Genomic DNA, 18,981 nt, shown 5'->3' with positions numbered 1-18,981 from the left:
TGGATTCTGTGTGACGCGCGGCGACGGGCGGCGTCACTCCTGGGGCGCGGCGTCGTCCGCCGAGCCTTCGTCGGAAGGCCCCGCCGAGCCTCCGTCGGAAGGCTCCGCCGAGCCTCCGTCGGAAGGCCCCGCCGGCCAGGCTTCCTGGCCGTCGTCGCGCAGGTGGATGCGCTCCAGGTAGAGCCCGTCCGGCGGCGCCGTGATCCCGGCGTCGCGCCGGTCCCGCGACGAGAGCGCGCGGGCGATCGCGCCGGGGGCGAGGTGGCCGCGGGCGACGTCCATCAAGGTGCCGACGAGGATGCGCACCATGTTGTGCAGGAACGCGTTCCCCTCGACGTCGATCCGGACGAGGCGCGGGTCCGCAGGATCGAGCGACAGCTCGATGCCGTACAGCGTCCGCACCGTGGTCGTCCGCTCGTCCGCGCTCGTCCGGAAGGCGGCGAAGTCGTGGGTGCCCTTCGCGGCGAGCGCCTCGGCGCGCGCCCGCTCGATCGCGTCGTCCGTGATCCCTTCGACCCGCCAGGCGCGCCGGCTGAGGAACGGGTCGCGGACCAGATCCCGGAGGATCAGGTAGCGGTAACGCTTGCGGAGGCTCTCGAAGCGGGGCGAGAACCCGACGCGCACCACGGCCGCGCGCCGGATCACGATCTCGTCGGGGAGGTGGCGCGCTGTCGCGAGGACCCAGCCGCGCGGCGGCAGCGGCGCCGCCGTATCGAAGGCGACGCGCTGGTCGCGCGCGTGGACGCCCGCGTCGGTGCGGCTCGCGCCGCGGATCTCGCGGATGCCGGGGTCGATGGCGCGCAGCGCACCGAGCAGCTCTCCCGAGACGGTGCGCTGGTCGCGCTGGCGGGCGAAGCCTGCGAACGGGCGCCCATCGTAGGCGACCGAGAGCAGGATCCCCCGGCTGGAAGCGGTGCTCCTCGGCACGGCGCGATGGACGCGCGCGGCCTAGCCGCCGCTCCCCCCGCCGCCGCCGGCCCCGCCGCCGCCCGCGCCGTCGCTGGCCCCACCGCCGCCTGCGCCGTCGCTGGCCCCGCCGCCGCCCGCGCCGTCGCTGGCCCCGCCGCCGCCCGCGCCGTCGCTACCGCCCGAGCTGCTCGTCGAGGAGGTCAGGGACGCATACCCCTTGACGCACTCCAGGTTGACCTGGCCCTCCGCGTTCTTGCAGCACTCCTCGGGGGCCGCGACCTTCTTGTCCACCACGCAGCGCGGGAGATGATAACAGCCGGCCGGATCGCTCTCGATCCCCTGGTCGGCGTTGAGGTTGTTGTTGCATAGCGCCGTGGTCCCCTCATCGACGTGGCACGCGGCGCTGTGCAGGACGAGCGGCGCGAGCGCGAGGAGGAGCAGGCTGGCCATCCGGGGGGGGAGCGTTCGCATCGGCTGCTTCCTATTGCTTGATGGTGAAGTTGATCGGAACGTTCACCACGACGCATCCGCTCTGCGGCGGAGGCAGTGATTTGCCGCGGAAACGTCCCAGGACGCAAGACGCAATCTCGCCCGAGCCCACCGTATCGTTGAGGATCGAGGCGCTGCACACCGCGCCGTTGGAGGCCACCTGCACGCTCACCGTCAGCTTGCCGGAGACCTCCGAGGTGCGCAGCGCGCGGTTATAACAACCCTGCGCCGAGCGAGCGAGCCCCAGCACGGCGGAGTCGAGCGCAGGCGAGGTCGCGCCGTCGCCGCACTTGCCGGAGCAAGGCGACTTGCCGGTGGTCGCCGGGCCCTGCCCCGACGCGACCTTGCCGGCGTCCACGCCGGCGTCCTCGACCTCGTCGACGGGCGGCGGCGGCGGGGGCGCGAAGAGCGGCGGCGGCTCCGCGGGCTTCGTCTCGGCGGGGGCAGCGGCGGTCGGCGCCGCGGGCGGCGCGGCCGGCTCCGGGCGGAGCTTCCAGTAGAGCAGGCCCGCCATGAGCGCGGCAAGGACGACCATTCCTGCGATGTAAGGCCCAGGGCCGCCGGATTTTCCCGGGATCTGCTGGGACGACGGAGGCATCGATGCGGACACGTTGAGAAGTCCTCCCGGAGAGACGCGCGAGGTCCGGCCGCTTCGGTGGACCGTCGTGCGCCGGAGCCGAGACGCGGGCGCGCCCGGCGGGGGCGAGTCTACAAGGGCAGGCAGGGAAGCGCGCCAGGAAACTGGATGCGCGCCGGATGAACACGAGCATGACGGCGCCGCGCGGAGGGCCGCGCGTCGGACGCGGGCGGCTGCCTGGCCGCGCGCAGGCGGCTCAGCGCGTGTAGAACGACACCGCGGTGTCACCGTAGGCGCGGCTCGCGGCGCAGGTCAGCCCGGCGATCTCCGGGGAGGGATCGCGCCGCGCGTGCTCGAGGACGAGGCGCCCGGCCGGGGCGAGCAAGCCGAGCGGACCGGCGAGGCGCGCGGCGGCGGCGGCGGCCTTGGCCAGGACGGCGTAGGGGGGATCGAGCAGGGCGAGGTCGAAGGGGCCCTCGTCGCGGAGCAGATCGAGCGCGCGCTCGACGGGGAGCGGGACGACCCGCGCCGCCTCGTCGAGGCCGAGCGCGGCGAGGTTCTCGCGGAGCACGGCGAGCGCGGGCCGGCCGCTCTCGACGAAGACCGCGCGCCGCGCGCCGCGCGAGAGCGCCTCGATGCCGAGCGCGCCGGTGCCTGCGTACAGGTCGCAGACGAGGGCGCCCGTGACGTCGCCGAGCGAGGAGAACAGCGCCTCGCGCACGCGGTCCGCGGTCGGCCGCGTGCCCTCGCCGCGCGGCGCGGCGAGCCTGCGCCCGCCGAGCCGGCCGGCGATCACCCGCACGGTCGTCCTCCGGTCATCGCGGGCAGAGAGGCAGCGCTCACCAGCGGTACGTCGCGTCGAAGCCGCCCGCGCCGACGCCGACGCTGGGGCGCACGCTCCAGCCGGTGCGCTCCGCGGTCCGGCTGTCGCTCGTCACGAGCAGGTAGGCGCCGACACCCGCGGAGACCACCGCCAGCGGGTAGAAGACGTACTGGAGCCCCATGAACGTGTCCGCCTTCTCGCAGAGCCCGATGCCCGCGTCGGCCGTCCTCGCGTCGGCGTGGACGTCCCCCCGGATGGCCTCGCGCTGTTCGAGCGCGCACACGTCTTTGACGTTGGCGGGGAACAGCCCTCGGTACGCCGCGTACCGCGCGTCGCCCTGGATGCTCGCGACCTGAACCGAGCTGAGGATGGCGACGGACCCGAACACCGCCCCCGCGCCGAGGCCGATGAACCCGCCCATCCGCTTCCAGTTGGCCTGCGACGCCTCCGCCGGCATCTGGCTGAGCGCGACGTCCGTCGTCGTGACGGGCAGGACGACGACCGACGCCTGGGAGTCGAGGAAGCCAGCCGATTTGACGCGCACGCTGTGCGGCCCGGCCGTGACCGTGAAGGTCGCCTCGCCGTTCTGCACATGGCCGGCCGGCTTGCCGTCGATGAAGACGCTCGCCTGCGCGGCGCCCGTCCTCACGCGGAGCGAGCCGCTCGGCGGCCCGCCGGTCAGCGCCGCGATCGCGTCCGCGGCGATCTTGCGGAGCGGCTCGTCGTTGGCCTCGGTGAGGTTCGCGCTGTACTTCACCGGCACGCTCGATTCCGGCTTCCCGCGGGTCCAGAGGTGGAGATCGCCCTCGACCTCGGTGTCGCTCTTGCGGAGCATGCCCCAGAGATAGCGGTCGCTCTTGATCTGGTCGGCGATGCGGGTCTGGCAGCCCGCGTCGGGCCGATCGTCGCACTGGAGCGAGAGCGTGAGGACCTCGAGCGAGAAATCCCCCTCGCCGACCGACCACCCCGGGGCGTCCTTGATGGCGGTGCGGAGCGCCTGGGTCAGCGCGCCGGCCTGGTCGTACGCGTCGTCGGTCCGGAGCACGACGACGGTGATCGGCAGGGCAGTGGGCGACGGCTCTGCCGCCCGCGCGGCGCCGCTGCAGGCGAGGACGGCCAGCATGGCAGCGAGACCGGTCGTCTGTGCGCGCGTCATCATGCGGTCCTGGGCTCCACGCGCCCAAGTTACCCGTCCGGCGGCCAGGAACGCAATCCGTGAGCCGGCGAGGCGCTTCCGCGGCGCGATCGGGAATGACGAGGCGGCGCAGGACGAACTCGGCGGCGCATGGCGAGCTGGCGAGCCCACGCTGCGCGCGCGGCGTTTTTCGTTTCGCCCACGATTGCGCCGTGTCAGAGCGTCCTGGCGCCGGCCCGCGCTGCAGCGCAGGCCCCGCGCGCTTCTCTGCCCGGTCCATGAAGGTCCCCCGAACCATCTTCCGCGAGTACGACATCCGCGGCGCCGCCGAGCGCGACCTGACGAGCGATCTCGCCCGCGAGCTCGGCGCCGCGTTCTCTCTGCTCCTCGGACGCCAGCTCGCCGCGGGGGCGCCGCCCGGCCGGGGTCGGCCGAAGGTGGCGGTCTGCCGGGACGGCCGCCTCTCCAGCGACCGGCTGTTCTCCGCCCTCACGGACGGCTTGCTCGCGGGCGGCGCCGACGTGATCTCGGCCGGGGTCGGGCCGACCCCGCTGCTCTATTTCGCGGCGCACCACCTCCACGCCGACGGCGCGATCATGATCACGGCGAGCCACAACCCGGCGCCGGACAACGGGTTCAAGCTCATGCGCGGCAAGGCCTCGTTCTTCGGCAAGGACATCCAGGCGCTCGCCGACCTCATCGAGGCGGGCGGCAGAGGCGGCGGCAGCCCGGCGGCGGCGCGGGGCGCGCTCACCGAGGTCGATCTCGCGGACGACTACATCGCGGCCGTGCGCGCCGCGGCCCGCCTGGCCGGCACCGACGTCCGCTTCGTGATCGACGCGGGCAACGGCGCGGCCGGCCCGCTCGGCGTCCGCACGCTCGCGGCGCTCGGCTTCACGCCGGACGCGCTCTTCTGCGACATCGACGGCCTCTTCCCGAACCACCACCCGGACCCGACCGTACCCGAGAACCTCGAGGCGCTCCGCGCCCGCGTGCTCGCGACCGGCGCCGCGCTCGGCGTCGCGTGGGACGGCGACGGCGATCGGATCGGCGTGGTCGACGAGCGCGGCGAGGTGCTCTGGGGGGACAAGCTGCTGCTCCTGTTCGCGCGGTCGCTCCTCGCGGAGCGCCCCGGCTCGGCCGTGCTCGGGGAGGTGAAGTGCTCCGAGACGCTCTACGCCGACATCGCCGCGCGCGGCGGGCGCCCTATCCTCTGGAAGACGGGCCACTCGCTCATCAAGACCAAGATGAAAGAGGAAGGCGCCTTGCTCGCCGGCGAGATGAGCGGGCACATGTTCTTCGCCGATCGCTGGTTCGGGTTCGACGACGCGATCTACGCCACGGTCCGCTTGCTCGAGATCGTCACCCAGGCGCGGCGGCCCCTCGGCGAGCTGCTCGCGGACGTGCCGGAGACGTTCGCCACCCCGGAGATCCGCGTCGACTGCCCCGACGCCGTGAAGTTCGAGGTCGTCCGCCGCGTGACCGAGCACTTCCGCCGCGTCCGTCCGGTCGTGGACATCGACGGCGCGCGCATCGATTTCGGCGGCGGGGCGTGGGGCCTCTGCCGCGCTTCCAACACCGGTCCGATCCTTGTGCTGCGGTTCGAGGGGCGGTCCGTCGCGGACCGCGACGCCGTTCGCGCCGAGGTCGAGGCCGTCGTCACCGCCGCCGTCCGCGACGCCGTCGCCGCAGCCCCGCTCCCGTGACAAAGCCCGACGTCGATCAGCAGAGCGAGGCCTGGACGATCCGCCGCGTGATCACCTGGGCCACGGGCGACCTGAAGAAGCGAGGCGCGTCCTCGGCGCGCCTCGACGCCGAGCTCCTGCTCGGCAAGGTGCTGGGCCTCGATCGGGTCGGGATGCTCATCGACGGCGAGCGGCCGCTCGACCGGGCCGAGCTCGCCGCCTACCGGGAGCTGCACCAGCGCCGCCGCGCCGGCGAGCCGGTCGCCTACCTCCTCGGTGTGCGGGAGTTCTACGGCCGCCCGTTCCGCGTCGATCCGCGCGTGCTCATCCCGCGCCCCGACACCGAGATCCTCGTCGAGGTCGGCCTCGCTCGGACGAGGCACCTCGCGCTCTCGGCGCGCGTGCTCGACGTGTGCACCGGGTCCGGCTGCGTCGCGGTCAGCCTCGCGTGCGAGCGGCCGACCAGCCGCGTCGTAGGCGTCGATATCTCGGACGGCGCGCTCGCCGTCGCCCGCGAGAACGCGCTCCGCCTCGGCGCCGTCAACGCGGGGTTCCTGCGCTCGGATCTCTTCGCCGGCGTGCCGTCCGGCCTCCGCTTCGATCTGATCACCGCGAATCCGCCGTACATTCCGGACGAGGACGTGGCCGCGCTGCAGGTCGACATCCGCGGCTACGAGCCTCACCTCGCGCTCGCCGGGGGCCCCGACGGCCTCGTGTTCACGCGCCGGCTCGTCGCGGGCGCGCCCGCGTTGCTCGCCGGCGGCGGCGTGCTGGCCGTGGAGGTCGAGGCCGGCAAGGCGGGCGCCGTCGCCGAGCTCTTCGCCGCTGCGGGCTTCGGCGGCATCTCGAGGCACCTCGACTACGGCGGGCACGAGCGCGTCGTCTCCGGCGCCCTGCCCTGATCCGATCGCCCGCCGGCCCGCGCCGGCGAGGGCGGCGGGCGGCCGCGCAGCGGGCGCCGCCGTGAGGGCCGCGCAGCGGGCGCCGCCGCGAGGGCCGCGCAGCGTGCGCGCGCCTCCGCGAGGATGGGGCTGGCGCGCCGTATGCACTGCGACGCACCGCGAGGGCGGCGTGGCGCAGGCGGTGGCGGGGTTCGGCGGCGACCCGTGCGCCGCTTTCGCCCGCGCGTCCCGGGGGCGCGTTCACGCCGCGAGGGCGGAGAGGTGTCGCATGAGGCAAGTGGATCCCAGGCCGGAGAGCTCGACGGCCGATCTCGTGAAGGAAGCGATCTCCGAGGCCAGGGAGCTGATGCAGGTCGAGGTCGCGCTGGCGCGCGACGAGATGAACCAGGAGATCTCGCGGGCGAAGGCGTCAGGCATCGCGCTCGGCGCGGCGGTGGCCGCGGGGCTGCTCGGGGTCGCGCTGGTGCTCGTCGCGATCGCGCTGGCGATCGCGCCGGAGCCGCTGCCGGCGCTGCTGATCGGGCTCGCGTTCATCGCGCTGGCGATCGTGGTGGGCGTGGCCGGCTACGGGCGCGTGCCGAAGAGGCCGCTCGAGAGGACCCGGGGCCGCCTCGGAGCGGACGTCCGGCTGGTCCGGGAGCACGTCGTATGAAGGGGCTGAACGGCCAGCGCGCCGACTTCGAGCGGAGGGCGGACGAGCTGCGCGACCGGCTGCTCCACACGATCGAGGCGATCGATCTGCGGCGCCAGGCGCTCGTCGACGTGCGGTCGCGGGTGCGTGAGAGCGGCGCCGGGGTGGCCGCCGTGGGGCTCTTGCTCGCGCTCGCGGGCGGCGCGGCGGTGATCGCGCTCGTCAAGGAGGCGCGCGCGCGCGACCAGCGCCCGCGCAGCGAGCGCGTCCGCGCGCTCGTGCGCTACTGGAAGCACCCGGAGTGGGTGGCGCCGCGCGGCAAGCCGAGCATGCCCCGCGAGATCGGCCGGAGGATCCTGGTGGGCATGGCGACGTTCGTGGCGATGCGGCTCATCCGGAGCGGCATCCGGCTCACGCTGGCGCCGCCGGGTCGAGACGCGTGGGAGCGGCGGGGGCCGCTCGAGCTCGGCGACGCGGGGCTTGTGCGAGGGACCGGGCCGTCCGGTCAGGGCCCGGTGTAGAGGGCGGTGCGCCACCCCAGGTAGAACCCTGGCTGGCGGACCGAGGTGCTCCAGGTGTAGTCGGCGTAGAGCCACGGGCCCATCGCCACCTTCCAGAGCCGGATCCCCTCGTAGAACACGCCGAGCCCGAGGCGGGCCGGGAGGGCGCCGTCGATGACCTCGGCGCCGCCGTCGGCGTCGGAGGTCGTGTACGCGACGCCGGTGCCGGCGTCGAAGGCGACGCCGGCGTCCCTCCAGCCCTCCGCGAGCGAGAAGAGCGGGAAGACCTCGGTGTGGAACATGAACCCGCCGGCCAGCGAGGCGTGATCCGCGGCGCTCAGGCTGTGTCCGCCGAAGGCCGCGCCGAACGTGAGCCAGTCCGAGAGCGCGCCGCCGATCCAGACGTAGCCTCCGCCGCCGATCCCGACGCCGGTCTCCGTGTAATGGCGCTCGTATCCGATCTTCTGGACGTCGTTGGGGAACCCGGCGGCCCCTCCGAGCGCGAGGCCTCCGGCGATGCCCGCGGCGAGCCCGCTGCGCCGCGTGGCCGATCGGGGCGCGAACAGCGGGTCGGCGGCGGGCGTCTCTCCGGACGCCGCAGGCTGCGCCGCCGCGGCCGCAGGGAGCAGGCAGAGGCCAAGGAGCGCCGGCAGCGCGGACGCGCGCGCGCGTCGGAGGGGAGGACACGTCGCCATGGGCTCCCTTTCCTATACGATGACGCGGGGCTCGGCATCGCAATCCTGCGGCCCGTCGCGGACCGACGCGTGGGGCCTGACGGCGCGCGGTCGGGCGCGTCGGCCTTGGCCCGTGCGCCCGCCGTCCCGCCGAGGCGCCGCGGAAGACGGGGTTGCGGGAGGCGGAGAAGGGGTTGCGGGAGGCGGAGAAGGGGTTGCGGGAGGCGGAGACGACCTCGAGGAGAGCGGAGACGACCTCGAGGAGAGCGGAGACGACTTCGAGGAGAGCGGAGACGACTTCGAGGAGAGCGGAGGCGACTTCGAGGAGGGCGGAGGCGACTCTGAAAAATCAAGGACTGGACGCGCACTTACGCTGCTTCATCTCGACCCGCACGCCGGTCTCCCGCTGCTCCGACCGCCTCGCCCGGGCGGGGCGGCCTCGCCCCCTCGCCAAGCGAGATGCAGCGCTGACAGCTCCAGCACCCTCGTCGTCGTGCTCGGAACTTCGACGCCTGCGTCCCCGGAACGTCGCTTCCCCATGCACGGCGACTTTATCCACACCGCCCCCCTCCACAAGCACGCTTCGGAACGCGGTCTGCGGAGCGGCTACGTACGCACAGCCAGGAGGCAGCGAGGACCTCATACGTTTTGCGTGCTCTTACCGGCACGGCGCTCCTGCCCGATAATACTCCCAGGGCTGCTTGCTGCTCCGGTTGCTCTTGTCTGCGGCCGCGTCCGCCCGTACCTGTGCTCGCTTTGCATCGCGGGGCGCCAGCATGGCCCGACTCCATGTGCGTACGAGCAGAGGTTCAGATGGGCTGTGGGCGGCTCGTTCGAAGAGGGAACGATCGCCGATGAGCGAGAGAGCGATGAGGCGATCGCTCGCGAGTGCTTCTGCTTCGGAGCGATCGAGGGTCCACCCCTCCGGGCATCGGATCTGCGCGAGCACGTCCGGTCGCGGTAAAGACCGTGTCCGATCCTCTGCAATATTACGTAGAAACGACCGCGATTGATCGTCACCGATGGCGTGTGCCAAGGCGAGCGCAAGAGCGCGGAGTGACGTCTGCCCTCGCGCCCCCATCGCATCGTTCAGGGCGCCAAGTGGGTAAGGCGCGCCGACGTGCGCAGAAGCTTCTCCTAGCTCCAGGAGCGAACGAGGCAACGAGCGCAGGGCAGGCCCAGGGACTCGCAGCAACGAAAGCACGATTGCGCGGCGCTCGTCGGGAGGAATGTTCGATCTTGTGACCCATCGGCGGAGAGCTTCGAGGCCGCGCGTATCCCGCGTTCGTGCGAGGACCTCGGCGACGATATCTACCGGAGTGGAAGACGTCACTTCGCTACCGAGCGTCACGAATGCGGCTTCCCGAAGGGTTCGCCAATCAGGGCTGTTTACGGCCGGCAGCGGCGCTGTTCCCGCCGCAATGGCGAGGAAACGGGAAAGCCTGTCCTCCTGTGCCTGAACCGGTATCGGCGCCGCATCGAGAGGAGGCGGAGAAGTTGCGATCGTCCTGCTAGGCGCGAACGCTTCCGGCGGCGACTCACATCCGAGAGGTAGACTCAAGGACCCTGCGATTACAAGCGCAATGCCTTGGACCCTCATACGTAAAATGAATCTCGCAGGAACCGTTCCAAAAACGTCGTCAGTATGGGAGGCGGAAAGGTCCTATATCCGCCGAAGATCGCGAACTGGTGCCGCGTATCGTCGTCGAAACGCATGTCGGGAGCTTCCTTCACCACGTGATCCCAGTAGGGGTTGTCGCCTTGTTTCCAGCCATCTTCGGTGAGTGGTACGGTGGTCACGCGGGGCAGAGGGTCTGGTGACGTAATGCCGGCCATCTGTTTCACGGTCCGCACGATGCTCTCGTTCGCGACCATACGGTATGCGCCGCCCACGAGGCGCAGGCGCGACTCGGGCCGTGACATGGCCCATTGTACAATGGTGCCTGCATAATCGGCAGTTCCCGTGGCGTCGAACCCGTACACTTCATCGGTGCGTTGGATCGTACTTCGAAGCGCAGGCCAAAGCCCATCGCCGCCGCGGCTGAAGCCCGACAATCCGAGTCGCCCCAGGTGAACCTGGCTGACTCCACGGCCGATGCGCTGCTCGGCCCAGAGTAGGTGGAGCGCGGCTTTGAGGAGCCCGGGGAGGCCAGGCTTGATGGCTTCGCCAAACTGGGCGCCGCTCGGCCATGGGTGTATCATCACCACCGCTTTCTTGGACTCAACGAGCGACTTTTCGAAGCTGCAGCGAATCAAGTTATACCGCTGTGTTCCGTCAATGTAGTCGCGTTCCCAATAGGGTACGCTCAGGTCGCTCTTAGGAGCTAGGAGGTAACGGGCGAGCGCGCTCATCTGGTGGGGCTGATTTACGGCCGTGTAGGGATATGAGGCTGGCCGGAAGAACACCAGCGTGGCGATCGATGACATGGATGATGTTTGGCAGATGTCAGGAATGCTCGCGAACCAGATGAGGGGGGTTCCTTGCGTATACCCCAAGACACAAAGGCTCGTGCCAGGTTCGTGCTCCTTTTGGTAATAGGACCAATTTTGTGCATAAGCGGCCCAGAAGGGCGTAATATTCACGAACGTCGTGCGTAGCGAGATCACGGCAACGCCATTTTTGTTCGCTGCGGCGGCAACGTTCACGAGCGGGTGCACACCCTTATAGGCCGCGATCAATTCGGGAACCACTTTCGTCCCGTCTTCGACACGAAAGGGCTGGTCAATGCGAAGCACCTCATGTTGTTGGGGAGGCACGTCCATCTGGGGTTGTTGGGGAGGCATGCCAACGACCCGCCCAAAAGATGCGGAGAAGCGTGCTCGCAGGACGAAGCGTCGCACGCCATCCGGAAGTTCGAACTCCCGCCGCCCGAGAGCGCTTGCGGAGGGGAGTACGGGAGTGTTGTCGACTTCGACATGCACATCTGCGAGCGCGTCGGGGAGGAGCGGCGATGCTTCGCCGCTCCAGGTGATGTAAACCTTAAGGCTCATGCGATCTTGACGTCTTCCACGCGCTCGTTGCTGGGCTCTGTGGGATCGACCCACCCTTCGAGTACGAGTGCTGCCATGTTCGCGCGGAACCACAACTCCTCGAGAAAGGGTGGAGGCGGGCGTGCGGGCACGGGTTCCGGAGAGCGAAGCAACCCTTCGAGCCATTGAAAAACGGTTCCCATGTGACCATCGAACAGCGCCTGGTGGACTGTGTCAATAGGCGCTTCAATCCAAACCGGCGGCGACCGCGATGGGGGAGGCTCATAATCTTCAGGGGGAGGTGACGCGAGCGGCAAGGAAACCCAGCTTGGGACGGCTTCTGCCGGCATTCTCAAAACATCGCCGGGAAATAGCAGGTCCGGCGAGCGTCCTGGATAATTCGCCCTGTTGAGGTCCCAAATTTCTTTCCACCGCGATGCGTCCCGAAAATAACGCTTTGCGAGCAAGCTCAAGTTATCGCCTGGTTGCACGGTGTACAGGTCAGGTGGCGCCCAAGGGCTTGTGGCCGAAGGTGGTGGTGCAACTCGCGACGGAGTTATCGGTTTGGTCTCTGCAACTTTCTCATACACGATCGCCACCGCGTCGAGTGCGTTGGCGTGCAGAGCAAGGTGGTGGGTTTGTTTGTCCTGCCTTAAGTGAGCCGGGACTGCGTCCTTAGCGACATAAAGATTCTCCCAATCTGCGGACTGGAAAGCATAAACGATATCCGTGCGCGTCACGATCATGAGCCGCTGCGGCTCGCCATCGGGTAGGATGATTGGCTCGTGGAGGCGTGTCGGCAGACGGATGTGCCACCCTTCGCCTTCAGGCAAGGGTCTGCTGCGCCGAGGGCGGTTTTCGTGTCCTTGCATCGCTTTCGCGAGGTCTATCTTGTCTTCGATGCGCGCGCTCCCAAAACCGGGTGCCGCGTCGCTCACGCGAACGCGCCCGCTTCCGTCTGTGATGTGCGTCGCGGTGCTGAGGGGAGTTGAGACGACGATCTTGACGCCGACGATTGGAACATCACGCTCATCGAGAACGATTATCTCGTAAAAGGAGCGAGTGGGAAGGTCCGTTGTCGGTGCGTTCTTTGGAGAGGGGCGAGGGACCTCTGCATCAGGTCGAAGGATGCCGGCGGCGGTCTGGACCGACCGAATGCGGTAGGCCACGAGCGCGCCATCTTCGAGCGCCCGGCGGACTTTGACCTTCCACTGTGCTGTGGCACCCAGCGCCTGTGCGCTCGACATGTTGCCGAGCGCATCGCAGATATCGAGAAGCAGGTGCCTGCTCCTCAGGTCATCGGGAAACCACGAATCGACCCACGACGACGCTTCCAACGGGGATAGCGGAACGGCCTGCTCGTGAGGTCGGTTGTTGAATCGCTGCACGAGCAATATCGCGTCTGCCAAGCCACCTACACGCCATTCTCGACGCATGGTTAGAAAACCTCGAGTCTACCTGTCGATGTCTGGAAAAGGGAGTAAACCGAGGGCATTCCGAAATGTCAAGGCTAGGCTGGCGGGGCGGAGCCCCAATCCTTCAGCGCTCGCGAGTGTGGGTGGCCACGCGGATCCGCGGGAATTGGACGCGAACTAGCCCCCGGAGATAGCTCGCTGGCGCGATGGACGTCGACGCGCGTGCCCGAGTCGCGCCGGTGGTGCCCTACTCGTTCTCGCACTCCTTGACGCAGAACGCTACGTGCGCGCCACCAGCGCCGCAGCCTGCCGCCGCCAGGAGCAAGAGCGCGAATGCCGCTTCTTTCATGGCGCTCAACCTACGCCTGGCCTTGCTCGGAGACCAGAGGGATCCGGTAATGGTCGCAGGTGCCTGGCGAGAGTCCACATGAAGGTGGGGAGATCATGGATCCCCTCTTCCCGGATTCACGTTCAGTAACAACCACGAGCACGAGCACGACCATGACCGCGCCGGACGAGGAGGCGACGGACGGCGAAGACCAAGGCGACGAGGCATGCTCGGGCCGCGCAGCGCGCGGAACTCGCTGCATCGAGCGCGGCGCCCGGGCGTTCGCGCTATAGTCCCGCCGTGACGCACGAAGCTTCCCTGGAGCGGGCGCCGGCGGGCGGGATCGTCCTCCGGTGGCTCGTCGGACTGCGCTGGGCGGTGTTCGCGCTGCTCGCGGCGACCCTGGCCGTCGACGAGGCGCTGTTCGGCTATCATGTGCGGTACGGCATCGCCGTGCCCATCCTGGCGCTGGCCGCCGGGCTCAACCTCGCCCTCGACCGGCGGGTGCGGTCCGATCAGGGCGCGCAGAGCGCGCTCGTCGCCGGCGTCGTGGCGCTCGACCTCGTCGCGATCGCCGGCGTCCTCGCCGCGTCGGGCGGCGCGGGCAACCCGTTCAGCGCCCTCTTCTTCGTGCACGTCGCCCTCGCCGCGGCGCTCCTGCCGCCGCGGACGACCTTCGCGCTCGCGGCGCTCGCGGCCTGCCTCTTCGCGGCGCTCTTCGCGCTCCCCACCGGCGCGTGCTGCCCGAGCCACCCGGAGCACGGCGCGTTCTCCGCCCACCTCTACGGGATGCTCCTCGCCTTCGTGCTGAGCGCCGCGCTCGTCGCCCACGTGCTCCTGAAGGTCCGCCGCGCGCTCGACGAGAGCGCGGCCGAGAACGCGGCGCTGCGCCGGCGCGCGGAGGAGGCCTCCCGCTTCCAGGCGCTCGGCGCGCTCGCGGCCGGCACCGCCCACGAGCTCGGCACCCCGCTCGGCACCATCGCGGTGCTCGCCGGCGAGGGCCTCCGCGACCCCGCGTCGAGCGAGGCCGCGCAGCGCCGCGCCCGGACGATCGCCGAGCAGGTCGAGCGCTGCCGCGTGGTGATCGCGCGCATGCGGGCGGACGTCCGCGCGAACGACCTGCGCGCCGGGGTCGACGTCGGCGACGCGGCCCTGCGCGGCGTGGAGGCCTGGCAGGCGGCGCACCCCGGCGTCGCGGTGGAGGTGCGCGGCGACCTCGCGCCGCGCCGCACGGTGCCGCTCGACGCGGCCGACGTCGAGGCGGCCCTGTTCGCGCTGCTCGACAACGCGCTCCAGGCGCTCGGGCCGAGCCCCGCGGCCGCCGGGCCGATCGTGGTCACCGTCGGGGACGAGGGGGGCGCGCCGGTGATCAGCGTCGAGGACGGCGGCGTGGGCATCGCGCCGGGCCTGGAAGGGCGGCTCGGCGAGCCGTTCGTGACGACCAAGGCGCCCGGCGAGGGCATGGGCCTCGGGCTCTACCTTGTGCGCACGCTCATCGAGCAGGTCGGCGGCTGCCTCACCGTGTCGCCGAGGCAGGTGTCTGGCGAGGGCGGCCCGCGCGGCACGCGCGTCGCGCTGCGCCTCGCGCCGGTGGACTCATGAGCTCCGAGGCCGCAGGCGAGCCGACGTTGCTCATCGTCGACGACGACGCCACCTTCCGGACCGCGCTCGGGCAGGCGCTCGGCAAGAGCGGGTTCGCGGTGTCCCTCGCCGGCACCGCGGAGGAGGCCGCGGCGATGGCGCGGGAGCAGGTGTTCGAGTACGCGCTCGTCGACGTCCGCATGCCGGGGCAGAGCGGCATCGACCTCGTGGGGGCGCTGCGGAGCATGGATGACGGCATCCGTATCGTTGTGTTCACCGGATACGGCACGATCGCGAACGCGGTGGCGGCGATCCGGGCCGGGGCGGTCGATTACCTGACCAAGCCGGTGGACGCGGCCCGGTGCGCGCGGTCGCTGCTCGGCTTCGCCCCCGCCGCGCGCGGCGATGACGACGAGGACCTGCCGTCGCTCGAGCGGGTGGAGTGGGAGTACCTCCAGCGCGTGCTCGCGGACTGCGAGGGGAACATCTCGGAGGCGGCGCGCAAGCTCAGGATGCACCGCCGCTCGCTCCAGCGGAAGCTCTCGCGGCTGCCGCCGAGGTCGTGAGGGCGGTAAGCGGTAAAGGAGACGGCCCGCGAGGAGGGGCGGTTCCGCTCGATCGAGCGGGCCCTATGGAGATGCCATGGCCTACAAACCCATCGAGTCCTACGGCGTCATCGGCGACATGCACTCCGTCGCGCTGGTCGGGATGGATGGATCCATCGACTGGTGCTGCCTCCCCCACTTCGACTCGCCGAGCGTGTTCGCGGCCATCCTGGACGACGAGCGCGGCGGCCGCTTCGCGATCTCGGCGGAGAACGGCGCGTCGCGCAACAAGCAGATGTACATGCCCGACACAAACGTCCTGCTCACGCGGTTCCTCGACGTGGACGGGGTCGGCGAGGTCTGCGATTTCATGCCCATCCACCGGGACACGTACGGCGCCTATCGCCGCGGGATGCACCAGATCGTCCGCGTCGCGCGCGCCGTCCGCGGCGCGGTGCGCTTCCGGCTCGCCTGCCGCCCCGCGATCGACTTCGCCCGCCGCCCCCACCGCGTGATCCTCGACGACCCGCGCGGCGCCGTCTTCGACTCCGATGGCCTCGACCTGGCGCTCGTCAGCCCGGTCCCCCTGTCGAGCGACGGCGCCGGCGGCGTCACCGCCGACTTCGTGCTGCAGCCCGGCGAGTCGGCCACGTTCTCGCTGCGCCAGGTCGAGGACTGGACGGCCAACGCCGATCTGCTCGCCACGCCGATCAACGGCGAGGACGCCCTCCGGCGCACGGTCGCCTTCTGGCGGTCGTGGCTCGCCCGCTCGCGCTACAAGGGGCGCTGGCGCGAGATGGTCGATCGCTCGGCGCTCGTCCTCAAGCTGCTCACGTTCGAGCCGACCGGCGCGATCGTCGCCGCGGCGACGACGAGCCTGCCCGAGGAGATCGGCGGGGTCCGCAACTGGGACTATCGCTACGTCTGGGTGCGCGACGCCGCGTTCACCCTCTACGGCTTCCTCCGGCTCGGCTACACGGAGGAGGCAGCGCGCTTCATGGAATGGCTGAGCGCCCGCGTCAGCGAGGAGGACGGCCCCACCGGGCCGCTCCAGCTCATGTACGGTATCGACGGACGCCACGAGCTGCCCGAGGTCGCGCTCGGCCACCTCGACGGCTACCGCGGGTCGCGGCCGGTCCGCGTCGGCAACGGGGCGACGAAGCAGCTCCAGCTCGACATCTACGGCGAGCTCATCGACTCGGTGTACCTGTTCGACAAATACGGTTCTCCCATCTCTTATGACTTCTGGCGCGAGCTCCGGCGCATGGCCTACTGGGTGTGTCAGAACTGGGAGCAGTCGGACGAGAGCATCTGGGAGGTGCGCGGCGGCAGGCAGCAGTTCGTCTATTCGAAGCTCCAGTGCTGGGTCGCGCTCGACCGGACGCTGCGGCTCAGCGACAAGCGCTCTCTGCCGCTCGACTGGCAGCGCGTCGCGTGCACGCGCGACGACATCTACGAGGCGATCATGGCCCGCGGGTGGGACGCGCAGCGAAGGACGTTCGTGCAGGCCTTCGGCGCGACCGCGCTCGACGCGAGCAACCTGCTCATGCCGCTCATGCGCTTCATCTCCCCCACCGATCCGCGCATCCTCGGCACGCTCGACCGCACGCTCGAGGAGCTCGCGAGCGACACGCTCGTCCACCGCTACGAGCTCGGCAAGGGCGCAGGCGACGGCCTGACCGGCAAGGAGGGCACGTTCAGCATCTGCACCTTCTGGCTCGTCGAGGCCCTGGCGCGCGCCGGCCGCCTCGATGACGCGCGCTTCATCTTCGAGAAGATGCTGACGTACGCCAACCACCTCGGGCTCTACTCCGAGCAGATCGGGCCGAGCGGAGAGCTGCTCGGCAACTTCCCCCAGGCGTTCACCCACCTCGGCCTGGTCAGCGCGGCGTTCTACCTGGATCGCGCGCTCGGTCAGGGCGGCTGAAGATCGGATGCGGGGTCCTCGCGCGCGCTCCGCCGGCGATCGGCGGGGCGTGGCTCGCGCGCGAGCGGTGGGAGGGCGGGAGCAGCCGCCGGCAGCCCGGGATATCCAACCCCGGACTGCCGGCGCTCACGAGCCCCGTCGAAGGAGGGGCGCTGGCGCGGCGCCGAGGGATCCAGAGGCGTAAAGCCCCTGGTGCGCCGGCCGGCGTTGTGGGGTCAGATCACCAGCCCCAGTTGCCGAAGCCGCCGCAGCCGCCGAAGCCGCCGAAGCCGCCGAACGGAACGATGGCCGTCGTGCAGCTCGTGAACGACGAGACGATGGCGCCGCCGCCGAAGCCGCAGCCGCCGAAGCCGCCGAGGCCGAAGCCGCCGAGGCCGCCGAGGCCGAAGCCGCCGAGGCCGAAGCCGCCGCACCGGCCCTCACGCTGCCCGGTCTCCTGCCCGACCGCGCCCGTCTGGCCGAGGCCGACCTGTCCGAGCTGCGCCGGCCCGCCCTGCCCGATCTGCGCGGGGCCGCCCTGTCCGATCTGCGCGGGGCCGCCCTGTCCGATCTGCGCCTGCGAGAGCTCGCCCGTCTGCCCGAGGCCGAGCTGCGCCGGCCCTTGCTGCCCGTAGCCGCCCTTGCCCGGGAGGCCCTTGGACGGGTACTTGCTCGGAAACTCACCCTTGCCGGGCAGCGCGCCCTTGCCGGGGCTCATCGGAATGCCCTTCGAGGGCAGACCCTTGCTGGGGGGCAGACCCTTGCTGGGGGGCAGACCCTTGCTGGGCATCTGGCCGACCTGCGCGGGACCCTGCGAGGGCGTGTACCCGCCGCGCTCGTCCGCCTCCAGCGCGCTGTTCGCGGAGTCGACGCTCTCGTCATCCATGTTGAAGTCGTCGTCCGCGCCGACCGCGCAGCCGGCACCGAGCGTCAGCACCATCGCGAGACCCATCGTCTTGTGAATCGAGATCATTGGTCCTCCCCGGTGTCCCTGTTGAGCCTTGCGGCCCCCGAACACCTTGGTGCACCCAAGAGCAGGCTGTGTGCCTTGCTCTTCTGTGCAGAGGCTGCCGCTTCGATCAGCATGGATTCGCGGGATGGCGTCCGCGAATCTGGCGCTCCTCGGATCTGCGCTCCTCTGGGATTTCTCCGCGATTCAATCGCGGTGGATCCGGGCGAGCGCGGCGCTCTGCGGAGCGGCGTCGCGCTCATGATGGATAGGATAGAAGGAGCCCCGCCGCGCGCCGCGCGCTCGCGCGGGAAGAAGGAAGACGCGAGCGCGGCGCCCTGCAGCGCGGATCGCGCGCTCACGCGCGGTGGCCGCGGCGAGCGGAGGTGTTCTCAAACAGGTAAAACCTCCCTCCGGAATCGGAAAAGAGCGGGCTCGCGCCGCGTCGACATCGAGGGATGCAAACGAGCGTCTTCGGACGCAAATGGACGTCGTCGGACGTGATCGGACGTGATCGAACGCAAGCGGATGTGATCGGATGCAAACGGACGTGATCGGGCGCGCCCATGGGCGCCGTCCGAGCGAGACACGCGCGCTGCGCCCTGCCTGCTCAGCGCCTCGCGTTCCGACACGTTTGTGCATTTCTCTGCTCGTGAGAGCGGAATTGTCGGCCCCGGTCGGAACCGTCCGTCGACGTGCGACGCGATGCGGCGAGCGGGCGACGATGCCGCCCGCGTCGCAATAGACCGCTCTATCTCCTGCGCCGCTTTCCTGCTCTGGTGACGGACGGAGTCGCAGCGGCTGTCATTCCCACTTGCGCAGGACGCTCTGTAAATGGTCCAGTGGTGGATGTCGGAGACGGGGAGGGCGCATCCGAACGTGTAGTTTGCCCCACGGCTCTCGATAATTCGAAGGCGGGTTGTCTCATGTCGTCCGGGACGCTGGCTCCTCGGCAGCGTGCT

General features: G+C 70.5%; 16 protein-coding genes. 7 read left to right on the top strand and 9 right to left on the bottom strand.

Going from position 1 to position 18,981, the window contains the following annotated elements; all coding sequences use genetic code 11:
* Positions 1-33 precede the first annotated feature (33 nt).
* The 5 genes from truA to WME90_RS41965 form a co-directional block, all read right to left on the bottom strand.
* On the bottom strand, positions 34-927 hold the full coding sequence (gene truA / locus WME90_RS41985; RefSeq protein WP_437277713.1) for a tRNA pseudouridine(38-40) synthase TruA: 894 nt from the start codon (positions 925-927) through the stop codon (positions 34-36).
* Between the two features lie 21 nt (positions 928-948).
* Complete coding sequence (locus WME90_RS41980) at positions 949-1,380, bottom strand: hypothetical protein (protein WP_437277712.1); 432 nt, start codon at positions 1,378-1,380, stop codon at positions 949-951.
* A gap of 10 nt (positions 1,381-1,390) precedes the next feature.
* Positions 1,391-1,996 carry an AgmX/PglI C-terminal domain-containing protein gene (locus WME90_RS41975; protein ID WP_437277711.1) on the bottom strand — a complete coding sequence of 202 codons (606 nt, stop codon included), beginning with the start codon at positions 1,994-1,996 and terminating at the stop codon, positions 1,391-1,393.
* 235 nt (positions 1,997-2,231) lie between these two features.
* A complete protein-coding gene (gene rsmD / locus WME90_RS41970) occupies positions 2,232-2,777 on the bottom strand; it encodes a 16S rRNA (guanine(966)-N(2))-methyltransferase RsmD (RefSeq protein WP_437277710.1) in 546 nt (181 codons plus the stop codon).
* A 37-nt stretch (positions 2,778-2,814) separates the two neighbouring features.
* Positions 2,815-3,957, bottom strand: a complete 1,143-nt coding sequence (locus WME90_RS41965; RefSeq protein WP_437277709.1) for a PEGA domain-containing protein — start codon at positions 3,955-3,957, stop codon at positions 2,815-2,817.
* Between the two features lie 254 nt (positions 3,958-4,211).
* Here WME90_RS41965 and WME90_RS41960 point away from each other — a divergent pair, with 254 nt between their 5' ends.
* The 4 genes from WME90_RS41960 (at position 4,212) to WME90_RS41945 (ending at position 7,672) form a co-directional block, all read left to right on the top strand.
* Positions 4,212-5,639, top strand: coding sequence for a phosphomannomutase/phosphoglucomutase (locus WME90_RS41960; RefSeq protein ID WP_437277708.1), 1,428 nt, complete (start codon positions 4,212-4,214; stop codon positions 5,637-5,639).
* Entirely contained in the window at positions 5,636-6,520 is an 885-nt protein-coding gene (gene prmC, locus WME90_RS41955; protein WP_437277707.1) for a peptide chain release factor N(5)-glutamine methyltransferase, read from the top strand. Before WME90_RS41960 ends, prmC begins: the two co-directional genes overlap by 4 nt.
* A gap of 268 nt (positions 6,521-6,788) precedes the next feature.
* Positions 6,789-7,172: a phage holin family protein gene (locus WME90_RS41950; RefSeq protein WP_437277706.1), complete on the top strand. Its 384-nt coding sequence runs from the start codon at positions 6,789-6,791 to the stop codon at positions 7,170-7,172.
* Positions 7,169-7,672 (top strand): hypothetical protein, encoded by a 504-nt coding sequence (locus tag WME90_RS41945; RefSeq protein ID WP_437277705.1) that lies wholly within the window; start codon positions 7,169-7,171, stop codon positions 7,670-7,672. Before WME90_RS41950 ends, WME90_RS41945 begins: the two co-directional genes overlap by 4 nt.
* On the opposite strand, the gene WME90_RS41940 is transcribed toward WME90_RS41945, so the two are convergent.
* The 3 genes from WME90_RS41940 to WME90_RS41930 all read right to left on the bottom strand — a co-directional run bounded on the left by WME90_RS41940 (position 7,657) and on the right by WME90_RS41930 (position 12,731).
* Positions 7,657-8,346 carry a hypothetical protein gene (locus WME90_RS41940; protein ID WP_437277704.1) on the bottom strand — a complete coding sequence of 230 codons (690 nt, stop codon included), beginning with the start codon at positions 8,344-8,346 and terminating at the stop codon, positions 7,657-7,659. The genes WME90_RS41945 and WME90_RS41940 overlap by 16 nt on opposite strands.
* A gap of 1,575 nt (positions 8,347-9,921) precedes the next feature.
* Complete coding sequence (locus WME90_RS41935) at positions 9,922-11,316, bottom strand: hypothetical protein (RefSeq protein ID WP_437277703.1); 1,395 nt, start codon at positions 11,314-11,316, stop codon at positions 9,922-9,924.
* Positions 11,313-12,731, bottom strand: coding sequence for a LysM peptidoglycan-binding domain-containing protein (locus tag WME90_RS41930; protein WP_437277702.1), 1,419 nt, complete (start codon positions 12,729-12,731; stop codon positions 11,313-11,315). Before WME90_RS41930 ends, WME90_RS41935 begins: the two co-directional genes overlap by 4 nt.
* Positions 12,732-13,338: 607 nt before the next feature.
* Between WME90_RS41930 and WME90_RS41925 the strand changes: the two genes are divergently transcribed.
* The 3 genes from WME90_RS41925 (at position 13,339) to WME90_RS41915 (ending at position 17,091) form a co-directional block, all read left to right on the top strand.
* The gene (locus WME90_RS41925) at positions 13,339-14,640 is read left to right on the top strand and encodes a sensor histidine kinase (protein ID WP_437277701.1); all 1,302 of its coding nucleotides are present in this window, start codon (positions 13,339-13,341) and stop codon (positions 14,638-14,640) included.
* The gene (locus WME90_RS41920) at positions 14,637-15,185 is read left to right on the top strand and encodes a response regulator transcription factor (RefSeq protein ID WP_437277700.1); all 549 of its coding nucleotides are present in this window, start codon (positions 14,637-14,639) and stop codon (positions 15,183-15,185) included. Before WME90_RS41925 ends, WME90_RS41920 begins: the two co-directional genes overlap by 4 nt.
* 76 nt (positions 15,186-15,261) lie before the next feature.
* Positions 15,262-17,091: a glycoside hydrolase family 15 protein gene (locus WME90_RS41915; RefSeq protein WP_437277699.1), complete on the top strand. Its 1,830-nt coding sequence runs from the start codon at positions 15,262-15,264 to the stop codon at positions 17,089-17,091.
* Between the two features lie 220 nt (positions 17,092-17,311).
* Here the strand turns inward: WME90_RS41915 and WME90_RS41910 are convergent, their stop codons facing one another.
* Positions 17,312-18,043: a hypothetical protein gene (locus WME90_RS41910; RefSeq protein WP_437277698.1), complete on the bottom strand. Its 732-nt coding sequence runs from the start codon at positions 18,041-18,043 to the stop codon at positions 17,312-17,314.
* Positions 18,044-18,981 lie beyond the last annotated feature (938 nt).

The sequence above is a fragment of the Sorangium sp. So ce375 genome, from assembly GCF_051473855.1.
Classification (GTDB): Bacteria; Myxococcota_A; Polyangia; order Polyangiales; family Polyangiaceae; genus Sorangium.
This window is presented reverse-complemented; position numbering and strand designations above follow the sequence as displayed.